General features: G+C 58.6%; 12 protein-coding genes. 8 read left to right on the top strand and 4 right to left on the bottom strand.

Features of this window, described 5'->3' with window-relative positions; translation table 11 throughout:
* Positions 1-2 precede the first annotated feature (2 nt).
* A complete protein-coding gene (locus AB4Y85_RS16225; protein WP_441985954.1) occupies positions 3-2,051 on the bottom strand; it encodes a Mu transposase C-terminal domain-containing protein in 2,049 nt (682 codons plus the stop codon).
* Between the two features lie 125 nt (positions 2,052-2,176).
* Positions 2,177-2,683: a hypothetical protein gene (locus tag AB4Y85_RS16220; protein ID WP_441985953.1), complete on the bottom strand. Its 507-nt coding sequence runs from the start codon at positions 2,681-2,683 to the stop codon at positions 2,177-2,179.
* 1,131 nt (positions 2,684-3,814) lie between these two features.
* Here AB4Y85_RS16220 and AB4Y85_RS16215 point away from each other — a divergent pair.
* The 6 genes from AB4Y85_RS16215 (at position 3,815) to AB4Y85_RS16190 (ending at position 12,216) form a co-directional block, all read left to right on the top strand.
* Complete coding sequence (locus tag AB4Y85_RS16215; protein ID WP_441985952.1) at positions 3,815-4,186, top strand: antitoxin Xre/MbcA/ParS toxin-binding domain-containing protein; 372 nt, start codon at positions 3,815-3,817, stop codon at positions 4,184-4,186.
* A 627-nt stretch (positions 4,187-4,813) separates the two neighbouring features.
* Complete coding sequence (locus AB4Y85_RS16210) at positions 4,814-5,041, top strand: hypothetical protein (protein WP_441985951.1); 228 nt, start codon at positions 4,814-4,816, stop codon at positions 5,039-5,041.
* Entirely contained in the window at positions 5,038-7,977 is a 2,940-nt protein-coding gene (locus AB4Y85_RS16205; protein WP_441985950.1) for a peptidoglycan-binding protein, read from the top strand. The genes AB4Y85_RS16210 and AB4Y85_RS16205 overlap by 4 nt, the downstream gene beginning before the upstream one ends.
* A gap of 9 nt (positions 7,978-7,986) precedes the next feature.
* The gene (locus AB4Y85_RS16200) at positions 7,987-8,349 is read left to right on the top strand and encodes a hypothetical protein (protein WP_441985949.1); all 363 of its coding nucleotides are present in this window, start codon (positions 7,987-7,989) and stop codon (positions 8,347-8,349) included.
* On the top strand, positions 8,333-10,867 hold the full coding sequence (locus AB4Y85_RS16195) for an Hsp70 family protein (protein WP_441985948.1): 2,535 nt from the start codon (positions 8,333-8,335) through the stop codon (positions 10,865-10,867). Before AB4Y85_RS16200 ends, AB4Y85_RS16195 begins: the two co-directional genes overlap by 17 nt.
* Positions 10,868-10,872: 5 nt before the next feature.
* A complete protein-coding gene (locus AB4Y85_RS16190; protein WP_441985947.1) occupies positions 10,873-12,216 on the top strand; it encodes an ATP-binding protein in 1,344 nt (447 codons plus the stop codon).
* Between the two features lie 364 nt (positions 12,217-12,580).
* Here the strand turns inward: AB4Y85_RS16190 and AB4Y85_RS16185 are convergent, their stop codons facing one another.
* Together AB4Y85_RS16185 and AB4Y85_RS16180 are read right to left on the bottom strand one after the other, a co-directional pair.
* Positions 12,581-13,870, bottom strand: coding sequence for a hypothetical protein (locus AB4Y85_RS16185; protein ID WP_441985946.1), 1,290 nt, complete (start codon positions 13,868-13,870; stop codon positions 12,581-12,583).
* A gap of 197 nt (positions 13,871-14,067) precedes the next feature.
* Entirely contained in the window at positions 14,068-14,427 is a 360-nt protein-coding gene (locus tag AB4Y85_RS16180) for a Fic family protein (protein WP_441985945.1), read from the bottom strand.
* Between the two features lie 246 nt (positions 14,428-14,673).
* Here AB4Y85_RS16180 and AB4Y85_RS16175 point away from each other — a divergent pair, with 246 nt between their 5' ends.
* Both AB4Y85_RS16175 and AB4Y85_RS16170 read left to right on the top strand, forming a co-directional pair.
* Positions 14,674-14,949 (top strand): DUF4236 domain-containing protein, encoded by a 276-nt coding sequence (locus AB4Y85_RS16175; RefSeq protein WP_441985944.1) that lies wholly within the window; start codon positions 14,674-14,676, stop codon positions 14,947-14,949.
* Complete coding sequence (locus AB4Y85_RS16170; protein WP_441985943.1) at positions 14,946-15,623, top strand: thermonuclease family protein; 678 nt, start codon at positions 14,946-14,948, stop codon at positions 15,621-15,623. Before AB4Y85_RS16175 ends, AB4Y85_RS16170 begins: the two co-directional genes overlap by 4 nt.
* Positions 15,624-15,930: the final 307 nt, after the last annotated feature.

The following is a 15,930-nucleotide window of genomic DNA, read 5'->3' as shown; positions in this document are numbered from 1 at the left end:
GATCAATCCTCCAGACCGTAACTGTCATCGTCGGTCGGGTCATTCTCGCTGCTTCTCGCCTTGGGAGCCGGATCAAATTGATCCGGCATCTCAGCGCCGTCCTGTGTGGTGATATCGACAGCGTCGAGTACTGCCGGGCCGTTCTCAGGACCGCGGTCGAAGGCAAAGGTGCGGAACACACTGCGGTCCAGACCGTCGATGTCTGCCGAAGTGATGATTGGGGAAGCGATGCTGGCACGCTTCGTGGCGGAGGCCGAGAAGGCCTTGATGTCGGCCAGGGCCTGGAGGACAACATCCTCGGCCAGGTGCGCCCTGTCGGCATGCCCACGGCGCAGGTTGCGTTCCGCCGCAACCCAGTGCTCGAGCGGGACACCATCGAAGCCCGCCTTCACGCAGGGGACGGTCAGCCAACCGTCTGGGGTCCGAACCGATACATAGCCGAGGTCCCCTTCGTCGATGCGCACCAGAACGGGCTTCTGATGGGCAATCCGGCGCAATCGCTGGAGCTCCTCGGACTGGTAGTGGAGACCAAGCACCCGAACGCCGGTGTTGGTGATCCGGCACTCAACCGTAACGCCGAAAATGTGGCGGCACACATCAGGGCTCGGCGGAGGCAGCACCGGGTGCAGGCGCGTGGCACGGATCCAACAGTCGCGCGGGGTCTCGCCGCCCAGGCCGTCGTGAGGCGTGTTGTGGTAGACATCCACGATCCAGCGCACGATGACGCGTCCGAGCTCATCGGGGTCGATGACAGCGTTGAGGTCCGACTCGTAGTCGCCCTTGGCAACGACGTTCTCAAACGTACGACCGTGGAAAAGAGCCACGAGCTGGACGTGAATGGTGCGGAAAAAGCGCTCGATCCTGGCACGGTTCTGTGGGGTTCCAGCCGGCGGGAATAGCATCTCGCTCCCCATATCGGTCACCGCGGCCCGCGTCTCGTAGGCTGTGTAGGCCGTATCGTTGTCCATCACGTAGCTTTCACCAGTCCCATCGTAGTCCCAGGGAGTGATGCAGCCAGCCTCTTCTGCGAAACGCGACTTGTTCATCACCGACATTGCGATCGTCGACACGGCGGAAGTGGAGGTGTTGCTGCTAATGATCCGAGCCGCCAAGACACAGCGGGTGTAGCAGTCGATAGCCACCGACAGCCAAAGCCGTGCACGCTCGACCTCCTTCCTGAGCTCAGGCGCGAGTAATGCCCATACGCCGGCCTCCTCGAGAATGACGTGAAGAGAGACGAGCCAGGCGTCCATCTCCACGCGCTCAAGGGGGCGCGACACGTCGAGCCCACCACGGACGATAAAGAACTTCTTGCGCGCTGCCTCTTCGCCCTCGCGTCCGGCGTAGACCATGAACGGATCGAGGCTTTCGATCACCCGCTCGAACGCCGCACGGCTTGGCTTTTTCAATAGCCGCTTGCCGGTCTGCTCGCGCTCGTTGTTGGCATCCTTGATTGCCGTGGCTAGGTCAGAATAGAGCGAAGCCTTGGTGGGCTTGAGACGGCTCGCGTAGCGCTCGGCGACCTCGCGCATCAGCGTGCGCTCCTCGATCTCGACCTTCGGCGTGCGGTTGCCGCTACGGCCATAGCCATCGCGAAGCGCCATGGCATCGAAACAGCACGCCTCGTACTTGCGCAGCGACTTTCGCAGGGCCGTCGGGCTTGGCGGACGCTTCAGGATGATGTCGTCACTACCGCATCGTCCCTGCGGTAACAACGCCATGAGGATGTTGATCACGTTGTCCTTGAGCCAAGGTTTCATGGAATCATCGGAACGAGAGACCTTGCCTGCGGCCTCGTCAGCGAGAAACGCGTCGCAGATCGCCTTGCGGGCGAGCAGCCTCTCGCGGCGCTTGGGCTTGAGTTCGGTGATCAGCCTTTCCGGTCCCTCCAGCCGGATCGCCGCCGCAGATGAGCGGTGGTAATCCCGGATGATGTTCAGCCGACCATCATTGAGCAACGCTGCGAACTCATCATGAGAAAAGGACACGCACAGGTCCGGATTGTCGGCGCGGCGCAGGACATGGCCGAATTCGTCGCTGGACTTCGCCACGAACTCAGTGACGCCGTCGATGACGTATTTCGCATGCCTTTCGAGGCGATATCGCGGCACAGCCGGGACCGGGAGAGAACTTTGGATCTGGGCATTATTTGAATTTGACATGGTTGGGCGCTCTCTCAGTGCGTGCGGGTCACAATGTGGACGATGCGAATGATGCTATCGTGGGAAATTCGGTCGGTGCCGACGTGCTCCAGCACGCCATCCGAGATCAGGCAGAGCACTGCCATGAAGCCGTATCCGTCATTCCGAGATGCTGCGAGCAGGGTGCTGATCTTCACCGAGCCGCAGAGGGTGGATGCAACGGCGTTGACGGCAGCTACGTCCTCCGCGTTTCTCATCCGAATGCCTTTGGCAACGATGCGGGCGTTGTAGGCGCGATTTCGGGTGATGTGATCACCGGTTCGAATCTCAAAACTGTCCGCGAAGCCTCGGGGGCATTGCGAACGGATCGCGCTTATGACGTCCGCAGTGCCGCTTGATGCGACCTTGGCAGCAGGCTTGACTGCGAAGGCAGTGCGCGACCCATCGGTCTTGCGGATAAGGAAGTCGAACGTATGCTTTCGAGTGACACCTTCACTGTCGATGTATTCGACCGCTTCCGGCTGGTCCTGGACCGCTGTCACGCATGGAGATGCTAAAAGGATGTAGGCGAGGTCGCGCTCCAGTGTGCTCTCGAAAACAATTTCCCGATTCGTTTTGGGGTTGACGAGAGCGCCTCGGAACGAGCCGCGAGATCGCAGGGCTGGCCGGCGGCTTGCGAGCGACGCGGAAGGAGGAATCCAGACTGCTCCGCAACGGTCGCCCTGAGGATCGGATTTCTGTTGGTACTCAGTAGTAGGCATGACTTGTCCTTTGCCGCTGATGACGTGAGACGGCCCAACCAGTGGCTCCGGTTGGACAGCGTCTCGCCAAAGGGCGGTTCATTTGGGAAGGTATTGGAATGGGTTCAGTCGATCTGAGACGACCTGGCGCTGTTCATGCAGGCGGTCTTTGTCTCAAGCGACCTGTCGTTTGGACCGATCGGACAGTGCTGTGAGGCATCTGGCCTAAATGTCGGCAAACGGCTTGGGCCGACCCGGCCTAAATTTGGGGTTTGTCCTTCATGGATACGCCTCTGTTGGCGGATCTGCGGGAGCGAAGGGGCCTTTCCAAGAAGGCTCTTGCCTATCTTCAGCAAATAGGTAAGATCTCACCATCGCTGGCAGAAATGCCGGGGTGTCTACAAAGCTCGTTTTACCGGGTTGGTTGGCGAGCAGATGAATTTTAAAGGCTCTCAAGTTGGCGCTTGAGGGCCTTTTCTTATGCCGTGGTGGCTAAATGCATAGGCTTCTCCAGAATTTGATGTAGATCCATCTCATGACGAGTGGAGCGCTCAAGAGAACGAGAACTGCACAAAGAGTCGAGAGCCGAGACGAACGATAAGGCGGGGGCGAGCACTTATATTTTGAGGCCCATCTTGATGTTCATATGAGCATGTGGTATGTGTCTACTGTGTGTTTTAGGGCAAAAAAACGCACCAAATCTGAACGGTTTAGGCGCCGAACTGCTTTTTCAACAGGCTGATTTTTCGCTTCAAGATTTATTTTTTTTTGCCCGATAGCCGAGCCACTTATCCACAGTTTTTCAGGCGCTACCGGCCAGTGCGAGTTGAATCGCTTTCGTGCCGTGACTGTTCTTCGATCATTCGACTCTTGTGAATAGAGGCTCGCCTGACGGAGCTCTTCCCGTATAATCCTGCTGGAGGAGAGCTTCGAATGCCCGGTTCGCCAGATCCGCTAGTTGATAGTGACGTCGCTATAGGCATGAAGGCGGCAGCTCGTGCCGCTGAACGTCTTCAGGTTTCAGATCATGTGCTGGGGCTAATCTTGGGATTGCCGGAGGCGATGGTGCCCCAGATAAAGGATGGCGCAGCGCCCGTCGATCTCACCCGACATGCCGTTGTGCCGGCGCTTCTTTTCGTGCGCGTCTATCAGCTCCTCAATACCATCGTGGGCGGGAACGAAGCCGCAGCAGCCTCATGGTTCAATAGCTACAACACAGCCCTGAATGCGCGGCCGGTTGATGCGGTCCAGTCCGTCCCAGGGCTTGGGCAGATCGTCGAGTACTTAGAGGTCCGTCGCGCGTGATCCGTTCCTAATTTCGGGGTGTGGGGAGCGCTGAAAAATGGACAAGTACTCTGTCAATAAGCCACATCAGAACAACTGGGGCCAATATTAGGCTGAGCGAACCCAAGTGGAGACCCGAATGATCCATGCTGACGATGTTCACTTGCTCCACGATTGGGCCATCTATGGGCCTCGAAACGAAGAGATTGCTAAGGTGGTTGAGGCCTTGGCCGAGAAGGGCATGCGGGTCGAAGCAATCGAGGCGCAGATAGAGGCTTTCTTGAGGGGGGCTCCGTAAATTGGAACAGGCATAGGGACGCCTATCTTGCTCGTGAGCGGAGACCCGTTTTTCATCGCCAGGCCGGCGCCGGAGCGCCATGCATCAGGGCGACTGCTTACAAGTGATAAGCAGACATTTGGACGGCCTTACTCGGGGCCGGCCCCAGTCTGAGCCAGACCCGAAATTCAATCTCCTAATGTCGAGAACTGAAGCGACACGGTCCAAGGGCGCTGAGCTAAGACGGTTATTGCTTTCGGCATTCACCCTTAGGTTAAATACCCGCGCAAGGGGACTTTACACACAGCGGATCCGTGCGATGTTCAAAGTACCTATCGAGCTATCGTCTCGATGGGCTGGGGGCAACGATCATGACCGACAATCCCGCGGAAGACGGGGTCTCTCATGCTGCTGGTACACGCCGGCAGATCCTTCTGCATCTTGAATCTTCCCTTATCAAAGACCTCAAGAGAGCGGCCGTCGACCTTGAGACCTCTGCATCTGCCAACGCGAACGAGGCGGTCGATGCGTGGCTTCGTGCCCGCAGCCTGAGACGCGACGACGTCCAAATGGGCAGCCAGCTGGAGACCGGACGATGACCGGCTCCGTGACGCCTTCAACCTTCGACCTGCTATCGAACGCGTTCGCGCTCCTGGGCGTGAAGATGACGGCCGACACACGCGAGATCGAGGATGCCTTTGGGGACGCGGTCGCGGACGAAGTCGCCCCCGAGCAGGATCTTCAGCGGGCCCGCCAGATCTTGATGACACCGCGCATCAGACTGGAAGCCGAGGTGTCCTACCTCCTCGATGTCGATCATGGAACAGTCCAGGAGGTCCTGAAGACCCTGAAGTCTTTCGGACTTACTCGAGATGCGGCAGCCGCTCTTTCGACGAAGCTCCATTCGCTTCCACGTTCGAACTTCCTAGCACATGTGCACGCGCGGGTGCCTGCTGACGGATCGGCCCTTGCAGCATTGCTCCAAGCGCAGGCAGCAGCGGCCCCAGGTGCCGTTCTCGACGCCATCAACGATGCCCGCGAAGCTGCCGGCATGGTCAAGGCCGATCGCGAGGCGGTCGCCCAGGCGCTGCGAGAGCTCTTCGAAACCCAGGACAAGGCGGTCCTCGCCACTTTTACGAACCCGGACACGCTGACAGAAGCGGTCACCCAGGCGATAGAACCCCTGCTCGAGACATCCGACTCTGCCTTGGCCGAACGCCTCGACGTGTTCCTGAGCGCCTACGGGCAGATCTTGGACCCCGAGCTCTCGCGGCGACTCGAGGCCATCCGTGCAGCCTGTGAACAGCTGAAGGAGAGGCCCAAGGACCCTGAGCCTCCCGAGGCCCTCATCCGGAACCTCCACGCCTGGAGCTGCATAGGTCGGCCTCTGCAGATCCTTGAGGAGCACAAGGGACGGGATGACCCGAGGGCGCGAGAGGTGTTCGGTGAAGTCAGGGAAATCTACCTCTGGGTCGCCAACGAGCACAGCCAATACTCCCTGTCAGGGAAGATCTTGCACGCGGCCATCGAAGCTTTCGCCCGACTTCCTCGGGCGAGCGAGCAGATGGCGGAGGATCTTGAGACTCTCCAGAGTAACCTCGCCTTCGAGCCCGTCAGACCTCTCGTCGAATACATCCGGGAACTGAAGAACGCCCTTACCTTCCTGGATGCCGATCTCCGGCGCGGTGGTTTCGGCGCCGAGGCCACGGGACAAGCCAATCGCCTCTTCGAGTTGTTCGTGGCCGCGGTGGCGGGAACGAAGGGCACGGATCTGTCCGATGCTCCATGGATGGCGATCCGTGACTTGGCCATCTCCCTGAACAACGACCTCGATGCTCCCCAAGGTGCGCTGGCACTGCTGAATGGCGTGCTGTATCACGCGAGCCGCCACCCATCGTCGCAGGAGGTCAGCGACCGCCTGAAGTCAGACAAGCGCGACATCGAGGGCATCCTTGCCCAGCGCGAGCTCATGGAGCACGCCAAGGCGGGGCGTCACGATGAGGCGCTTGCGATCGTCAACAGACTTCTGGGCGATGCCCAAGTCACTGGGGAGGAGAGAGACTTCCTTCTGAAGGTTCGTACAGGCCTTGAGCATCAGAGGAAGCAGAAGAGTAAGCGGCTCGTGAGCCGGCTGTTCTGGGGGGGCGCAGCCGTCGTCGGCATCGCCCTCTACGTTTCCAATCAGAAGCCAACCCCCACCCGGACGACGTACTCGCAACCCCCGTACACGGCGCCGGCCCCACGCCCAACGCTGCCCCAACCTCCCACCGTCCCGAAGTCCGATCCTGCACCAACGGTTCCTGCGCGACCGGATACCGAGGAAATGCCGCCGGTCGGCGACGGCTCCCGCCTGTTCACTGCATCGCAGATCAGGTACTGCCTGTTCCAGCAGGTCCGACTCGAAACCATCCGGACCGAGCTATCCGAGAGCCAGGACGTTTCCCGCTTCAACGGTATGATCGACGACTGGAACTCCCGCTGCAGCCGGTATCGCTACCGGGAGAGCGAAATGACGGCTGCTCAGTTCTCACTCTCGTCGAAGCGATCGGAACTTCAAGCTGAGGGCCGGCGTATCGCCTCATCAATGCCCTCGAGCCCGCCGCCCGCTTCCAGCAGCACCTACAATTCCGCGCCGGCCGCTCCAGTGGCCATCCCGCAGACTCAGCTCCCACCGCCTGCCAGCGCCCCGGCGCCCTCGCCGGTGCAGCCGCTGCCGCCTCCGGTGGAAATCGCCCAGACCCCGAGTGCCGGGGCTGGGAGCTATGCCGCTGAACCCAGCGACTTGATGAGAGTGGAGAATGCGACCCGGATCCAGCAGCGTCTAGCGGATTTGGGATACTTCTCTGGGATCGTCGACGGGATGTGGGGGCCAAGGTCTCGAACCGCCTTGCGCGACTTCAAGCTGGCCAATGGCCTTGCGCGGGATGACGTTTGGGATGAGCGGACTGAGACGACCCTCTTCACCCAATACGCCCGATACGCATCTGGGACGCTGACGAGTAAGACGGATCGATGGGTACCGGCCGACTACCCGCCGCCTCTCGGTGCATCACTCAACCCTTTGAACAAGCCTGATGCGGTCCGCGTGCAGCACCGCCTCTCTGAGCTCGGGTTCTATAGCGGGGCGGGCGATGGCGTCTGGGGCCTGGGCTCACGCTATTCTCTCCGCGACTTCAAAGCGGTCAACAACCTTCCAGGTGACGATTCCTGGGACGCCAGAACCGAGAAGGCCCTCTACGGATCGCGAGTAACTCGTGCTGACGAGACAGTCATCGGAGTCTGGGCACGAGAATCAACCTATTGCCCAACACCGGGAGGCAACGCGTCCAACTCCCTTCGCATCACCTCGTACGAACTCGAAGGGCTCGGGCGCGAGTGCAAGGTCCTCGGCTTGTCGCGATCCGCCAAGAACTGGACTGTCACCGTAGAGTGCCCAGCGGGCATCGGGAACCTTGGATACGTTCTCTCGAACGGTCGTCTGTACCGAGAAGAAGACCTGCTGAGATACGCCTATGTGCGCTGCCCCACAAACTGAGAGAGTTCGATGGACGATGTTAAAACCATAGCCGCCCTGGCGACAGAATTCTGGAAGGTGCTCCGCACGCTAGAGCGGGCCGCCGAAAACGTGCCGGATGCGTCGAAGGCTCGCCTCCAAGCGCAGGCCCGATATGCGGCCGGCAGGTTAGATGCGATCCTCTCCGAGCGCGGGATGTCCGTCCTCGGGTTCGACGGCCGCACGTTCGAGGTCAACCTTCCGGTCTCAGCCGTGAACGCGGACGATTTCTCTGACGAGGAAGGTCTCGTCATCGAACGAACACTCGAGCCTGCGGTTGTGGCCGACATGGTCCCCGTGGTGACGGGCAAGGTTTTTCTCGCCAGGAGCGAAGCGAATGCATCTCGGGATTGATCTCGGCACCTCGAACTCAGCCATCTTCGGCAACGACAAGGGCGCTCTTCGGCTGTTCAAGACCGTCGAGGGTGCGGATGTTCTTCCCAGCGCGATCCTCATCGATCGGCGCGGAAATATGCATGTCGGCAGGAAGGCTTACGAGCAGACGGCGTTCTCCCCGGAGAACGTCGCCCAGGGCTTCAAACGCCTCATGGGGACGAGCAGCACGGTGAGCTTCCCAGGGCCTAACAGGACCATGAGCCCCGAGGAGGCCAGTGCGGAAGTGGTCAAGGCTCTCCTCGCGCAGACCAGATTGGCAGCCGGAGAGTTTCTGGTAGAGGGGACGATCATCACGATTCCCGCGGCCTTCAACCAGATGCAGTCCGAGGCCACGATGCGTGCCGCGGCGGCGGCAGGCCTCGACAAGGTCGGACTCCTCCAGGAGCCGGTAGCAGCGGCGATGGCCTCGATCGCTGAGGCCTCAAATAAGAACGGACAGTTCCTTGTCTACGACCTCGGTGGCGGCACGTTCGACGTCGCCATCGTCCAGAGCGTCGGCGGCACGGTGAACGTGGTCGCACATGCCGGTATCAACATGCTTGGTGGACGCGACTTCGACCGTGTGATCGTGAATTCGGTCGTGCGTCCCTGGCTCATGGAGAAGTTTGACTTGCCGGAGAACTTCCAGACTGATCCGACCTACAATCGCATGCTCAGGGTCGCCCAGTTCTACTCCGAACGAGCCAAGATCGAGCTTTCGGTCCAGCAGACCGCCCGCGTGTTCGCCGACGAGAACCAGATCGGGGCTCGGGATCGCAGCGGAGTGGAAATCTACCTCGACGCCGAGCTCACCCGCGCTCAGCTCGAACGGCTTATCGTGGACGAAATCGACCGCTCGATTGCCCTGTGCCGCAAACTCCTCGCGGACAACGGGTACCAGCCCGGCGACATTGATCGGATTGTATTCATCGGCGGCCCTAGCCGCATGCCGATCGTCCGCTCCCGCGTGCCAGAGCAACTCGGTATTGCTGCGGACTTGGATACGGATCCTATGACGGCTGTGGCCAAGGGCGCCGCCATCTATGCCGAGAGCCGTAACTGGAGCGGGACGGCCTCAAGCGCCAAGTCCACCCGCGGCTTGGCCCGCGCGGAGGGACCGGTCGACATCCGCTTCGACTACCCCGCACGCACGTCCGACAGCCGGATCAGGATCAGAATCAGGCCGGGTGAGTCGGTCGCCAGCGGCTACCGCGCTCAAGTCGACAATGCGGAGGGCTGGACATCCGGCCAGGTCGCGCTTGAGGGGAATACGTCGGTCAACGACGTTCCGGTGCCGAGCCGCGGCGACAACCGATTCCGGATCACCGTCTTCGATCCGAATGGCTCGCCTGTTCCCGAGGCTAGTCTCCAGTTCACCGTGACACGGACAGATGCCAGTGCAGTGGGTATTCCCGCGACCCAAACAGTCTCGGTCAAAGTCGTCGAGGGCCCTCCAGGAGCCGAGTATAACGCGCTCCACGAGCTTGTCACTAAGGGAACACTCCTTCCGGCGAGCGGAACACAAAAGTTTCGCTCCGCAAGAGACATGCGTGCTGGCGACGGAACTCACCTCGATTTCGAGTTGTTCCAGCAGGCCGAAGGTGTACGCGATCCGGACCTCAACCTGAACATTGGCGCCTTCCGTATCGACTCCGATCATCTCGAGCGAGGCGAGGTGGTCAGGCGCGGAGACGAGGTGATCTGCCAGTGGTCGATGGACGACAACGGTCTCCTGAACTGCACCCTGTCACTGCCGGCGATCAGCCGAGAGTTCAGCGTCGGCAAGCTTTACGTCGCCACCGCCGGTCACCGGAATTTCGATGGTGACGAAGGCACGAAGCTCGCCTCTGCTGTCCTGGACGACGCCCAAGTAGATCTCGACAACCTCCAGGAATCCCTTGGGACGCGGGTGCAGGCAGAGGCAGCAGAGATCTCAGCGCGTATCGACAGACAGCGTGTGAACCTTGAGTCGGCATGGGACGCGGATACTCGTCGTTCCGTGGCGGAGGAGGGACGCCTAATCCGGCAGGAGATTGCCCGGATCAAGGCGCAACCAGAGAATCTCGGACACACTATTGCTGCCGAGATCAGGAACTTCCGCGGCGCCTATGATGAAGCCGTCAGGCCGGATGCCGATCCAAAGCTCAATGCCCAGGTAGATCGTCTTTTTTCTCACGCGCAGGATGCCGTCGCACGCGGGACCCCGGACGCGATCCGAGACGCCCAGGCCTCGCTCCGCGAGGCAGTAGCTCTAGCCCAGGCAGATATGTACAAGCGCCCGGAGTTCATCGTCTCGATCTTCCGGGACATGGCGGGCGACAGGCACTTCGCCATAGACAAGGACTTGCACGACAGACTTGTCCGGGAGGGTGAGGAAGCGATCAGGCAAGCTGACATCGACGGAGTGCGTCGCGCCATGTCGCGAGTGCACGACAACATGTTCAGGGTTGGGGCGGCAGCGCAGACCTCCACTCTGGCCAGCCTAATGCGGTGGTGAGGCAAATGCATTCCTTTCCGTGGTTTCCTATTGGCTGTGTGCTTCCCGACGCCCTGGAGGTGGGGCGTCTCATCCGGGAGGGATCAGGCTATCAGGTGATCGCGAGCCGAAAAGATGCCCGCACCGCTCTTGTACTTAGACCGGGCGACGCGACAGGAAGCGGCCTAGCCAGGCAGCCGGCGCATATCCGCCAGCTCTTCCTGGAGTTCGAGTATGCACGAGAGACCTACCTCGTTGCACCGATCGCTTCGGGTGAAGAGGTGATCACGTTGCGTGATCGTGTGAAGCGGGGGCCAGTCAACGAGTCGGACGAAATTGAGGAGATTGCCTCTGCCACAGCGTGCCTCCTAGAGCGTGAGTCCGACGCTGATCTATCGTCCGCTCTCATCCTCACCGGTCGTGCTCTACTTTCCACACGCAGCGGTGACGGCAAGGAAGGTCGTCGGGAATTGGCGATAGCTCTCCTGACCGGAGGCGTCGCACTGGCTAATCTGTCGAAGGATGAGATCCGCTCATTCAACGGCCGGATCACCGATGACGAGATCGAACTTTTCCTGACAGCCTTTGATGGAGGAGACATCCAGGCGATGTCGGAAGGAAGGGATCGTCCCTTGAAGGGACCTATATCATTCTCACTGCCCGGCCGACCTGAGCTGGAGAAATTCTTCAACGAGTATGTCATTGAGCCGAGTTCCGACCAGGAGCGCTACGAGGCTCTCGGCGTAAGGATGCCGAACGGCATTCTTCTCTATGGGCCACCAGGATCTGGGAAAAGCTATACAGTCGATAAGCTCAGGCGCGCGCTTGGTTGGTCAGTCTTCGAGATCAACTTGGGCGCCGTCGGAAGCCCCTTTATCCATCAGACAAGTGTAGCGCTTCGCAAGGTTTTCGACGAAGCCAAGGCAGCCGCTCCCTCGCTCGTAGTGTTGGAGGAGATTGACGCCGTGGCAGCAGCTCGAGGGGCCATGAGCCATGATCACAAGATCGAGGAAATTACCGAGCTTCTGAGGTTGATCGAGAAGGCATCCCAGAACGGGATCCTCGTAATCGGGACTACGAACCGCCGCGATGCGCTCGACGATGCAATTCTCCGGCGCGGTCGCTTCGACCATTCGATTGAAATCAGCTATCCAAGCGCGGATGAGGTCGAGCTAGCACTGAAACACATGCTGGCAGAGCGTCGCCACGCAGATATGCCTAACCTATCTAACATTGCAGTGAAGCTAGCCCGGCGCCCTATGAGCGATGTAGAGTGGGTAGTGAACGAGGCTGCACGGCGGACCGCCCGGGCCAAAAGAGATGTGATTTCCGAGTTTGATCTGATGGCTGCTGTGGTTCGCCTTCACTGAGCTTTTGCATGCCGCAATTAATGCGTCTTAGGTGAGTTAAAATGTCGAACTTCCTCGGGACATTTTTCGCTACGTTAGTCTAACCCTCCCGCAACTGAGACGATGCAACCTGGTCAGTTTCAATCCGAGAGCAGACATTTGGAAAGGTAAGCTGCTCCAGCGGTCTAGCGTGTTTGCTTGCGCTGTCGTGGATCATAGTCGCTGTTGAGCAGATGCTTGGCGGTGCAAACGACATAGGCGACAACTCAACCGCGAGCGGTCATGCCAAAGATCTCTTTGTACAAAATCTCGGTAGCAATAATCCACAGAAACAACTGTCAGCGTGGATTGGCTCTGATTGCTCCGCGCTACTCAAAATATTTATTCAAGTAGAGAGCTCTAGTGTAGTAGGTATTACCGCGTCGATGTCCATGATCGTTACGTCATGGTCCTTGCCGCCGTTGTCTGGCAAGCGAACGACCGACATCTGGCTGGCGACCACAAGTCGCGTTCCCGGTGGCAGCAACACTTCATGCTCGCGACCTCCAATAAACAGCGCAGGTGAGCCCTTAGGGAGCCTAATGCGGGCGATATGGGCACGGCCGAATTGGTTGATGCTGCCATGTTCGATTGCAATAGCGGAACTCAATGATGTCGCAGTAAAACTGGCATGTGGATACAACTCGGATCCCCGAGGGGCTGACAGATAGCTTTCACGACGGTGATCATCGAACCCATGCCATAAGACTACTGGCGCGAGTGTTTTATTCTTTACGCATGACCGTGCAAGGGCGAACATCGCCTGCCAAGCCTCGGGGTGCTGTGATCGGGCCGCCGGATCGGCGAAGAGCCTCGAATACAGACGGCTTGGGCCTCTCCAACAATCGGCGGCATCACGGGCTTTGCCCTCAAGAGGCTTTCCAATTAGCCTCTGGCCCAAATACTGCGCTACTTTTAGCTTTGCTGCCTTACTCAAATCGGAACGATGAATGTAGAACGTGAGGTCCACACCATGCATCCAGTTATGGTCCAGCAGGCCAAGATCGCTCTCTATCCGTTGACAAACGTAGGCTATGGCAGCGTTTTCAACGACCACATCGGCGAATGCAAGATCGGGGTCAACAACCTGAGATCCGTATTCCTGCAAAGTCGCCACGATCTGACGAATTCTCCCCCATTTTGCTATCCATTCTACATTGATAGTTTTATCCAGATCATCAAGCCACTGTGTTCGCCGATAGCTCGGCTGAAAATAGTCAAAGTAGTCTTCTGGCAGGGCCTTTCGCCAACGATGAGCTTGCTCTCTAACGTCTCTGATCTTCGCATTCGCCAAAGTCTCTATTGCTGCTGATATCGTGCCTAATGGTGACGTGTCCCAATTGCAAACGCTGGCGCCCCACGTAGCCTGCGGCAATGCGGCGATCCTGCTGATTGTCCGTTCGAATTCGCTTTTTGCAACTCGGCTATCCTTCAAAAACAAGGTCTTGGCGTAATCGAATATGCTTGTCTGAAAAAGGTATGACCATGTCGCGAGGAAGGGGACATGTAGACGGCTAAAATCGGTATCGAACCTCCTGATACCAGCGATATTCTTGCAGCCATCAGAACTTGTCGCGATCTCCACACTATAGCCATTCGGCAACAAGAGAAGCTCGGGTTCTCCGTTGATCTTCAAGATGGCAATCTCATTTGGTGACCTGTTCCTTCCACCAGGACCGTAGCCTCGATGAGTTGCTCGATGCCGTTGAAGGCAGCTGGAAAGGAGGTACAAAACAGGGTGACAAGGCGGTTCACTGTCAGCATGGAAAAATGCGGTAGCAGTTGAAGCACGCAAGCCGCGGCCAACCGGATCCGAAATTGACACCTGCGTCTTCAGTCCGCGTCATGTTCTGCCAAGGCCTTGCGTGCGGTCATCAATTCATTGGATATACCAATAATCGCATCCGCCATAATGTAGACCGTTGTCGGGCAGTCGAGGCGTTGCTGCACTGCCGTCAAAGCTCCGAGACAATCGTGCTTGTGGCCTTCGATATATGCGGAAAGGTAGAGGGGCACATGGGCTTCGGCCGCCATCATCAGTGGCAGTAGGAGGCGTCCGACCCTGCTGTTGCCATTACGGAAAGGGTGTACCGCCTCGAAATGAGGATGCGTTATTGGCATGTGCATTAGGAACGGTTGAGCGGCAACTTGGAATCCATTGCTCCGCATATAAGCCAAAGTCTCTTCTGGCACGGTATTCGCACCAGGGAAAGGTATCTCTCACATACTCTGTAAAGCCTCATTTGCGTGGCGATCTCCTAAAAGTTCAAGATGAGTTCGCCTCACTATAGGGCGAGGACGCCAGACGTGACTCACGTGGTTGAAGCACGATCCGATTGCTTGTTCTCTGCATTACTGTGGATTGGCCGATCGTTAGCCTCCGAATACAGATGACAGAAACCTACAGCTGAGGCATTCCTGATTCTAGGGGGCTTTGCCATGGGTTTTCGGTTCCGCAAGTCGTTCAAGCTCGCGCCAGGTGTAAGAGTAAACTTGTCAAAAAAAGGAGCAGGCGTCTCGCTGGGAGGCAAGGGCCTCACCCACTCAATCGGACCTAGCGGCCGGAGGACGAGTATAAGTGCGCCTGGTTCAGGGATGTCCTTTGCCGTCCAGCACAAAAAAGGCCGGGGTAAAGATAGGTCTGAAGGCAGTGCACTTTTGGGCCTGTTATGGCTAATCGGTATTGTGACCTTTCTCGTTTGGTTGCTGAAATGAAGAAGGGATTTTTTTATTGCGGCCTTGCCGCCCTTCTCGCGTTTCCTGCCGTCGCTCAAACGTTTTCAGGCCAAGCCGATGTTGTCGACGGCGACACCCTTGGGATACGCGGTCAATCTGTTCGCGTCCGCCTTTACGGTGTCGATGCTCCGGAAGGGAAACAAACCTGTGAAGATGGCGCTGGCAAGCGGTATCTGTGCGGCTCAAGAGCTGCTGAAGCCTTGGCTTCGATTATCGGTCGCAATGGCCGCGTGACCTGCGAGCAGGAGGACCGCGATCGGTATGATCGGATTGTAGCCGTGTGCCGAGCGAATGGTCAGGACATCAATGCAGAGCTGATCCGGCAGGGCTGGGCACTGGAGTACAAGCAATATTCCAATGGCCGTTACACCGGTGAGGAGACAGAGGCCCGGAAAGCCAAACGCGGCTTATGGGCCGGGAAGTTCGCCGAGCCTTGGGACTGGCGCCGAGGCGAGCGGTTGACGTCGGAAGCTACGACGGGCTCCGACCGGACTTGTGCCATCAAAGGCAACATCTCCAATTCCGGTAGGATCTATCACGTGCCGGGTAGTCGGTCTTACGCAAAGACAGTCGTTAATGAAGCTGACGGTGAACGCTGGTTCTGCAGTGAAGAAGAAGCGAAATCTGCTGGATGGCGTGCGCCAAGAGGTTAGGAAGCCCATGATGAGGAAGGTAGTGATCGCAGCTTTGGCTGCAATGATTTCGGCTGGGACGGCCCAGGCGGCGGGAGGCCTGCCGGGCGAGCCATCTAAGCACGCCATTGAACGGGTCAAAGAATTCGTCGTGGCTCAGCGCCGAAGCTGTAAGGCTGCGAGCACATGTGAAGATGCCGTTGAAATGTGGTGTAGTGGTTACAGCCGGGCAGATGCTGATGACGACGGCATCCCCTGCGAAAACGTTTGCCGATCAAAGTCCCAGGTCGACTCAATCAAGCAGCGGATAGGCTGCTAAGGTCAAAAA

The organism is Microvirga sp. 2YAF29, from assembly GCF_052114605.1.
GTDB lineage: Bacteria > Pseudomonadota > Alphaproteobacteria > Rhizobiales > Beijerinckiaceae > Microvirga.
Note: the sequence above shows the minus strand (reverse complement) of the source record. Positions and strands in the feature narration are given on the sequence as shown.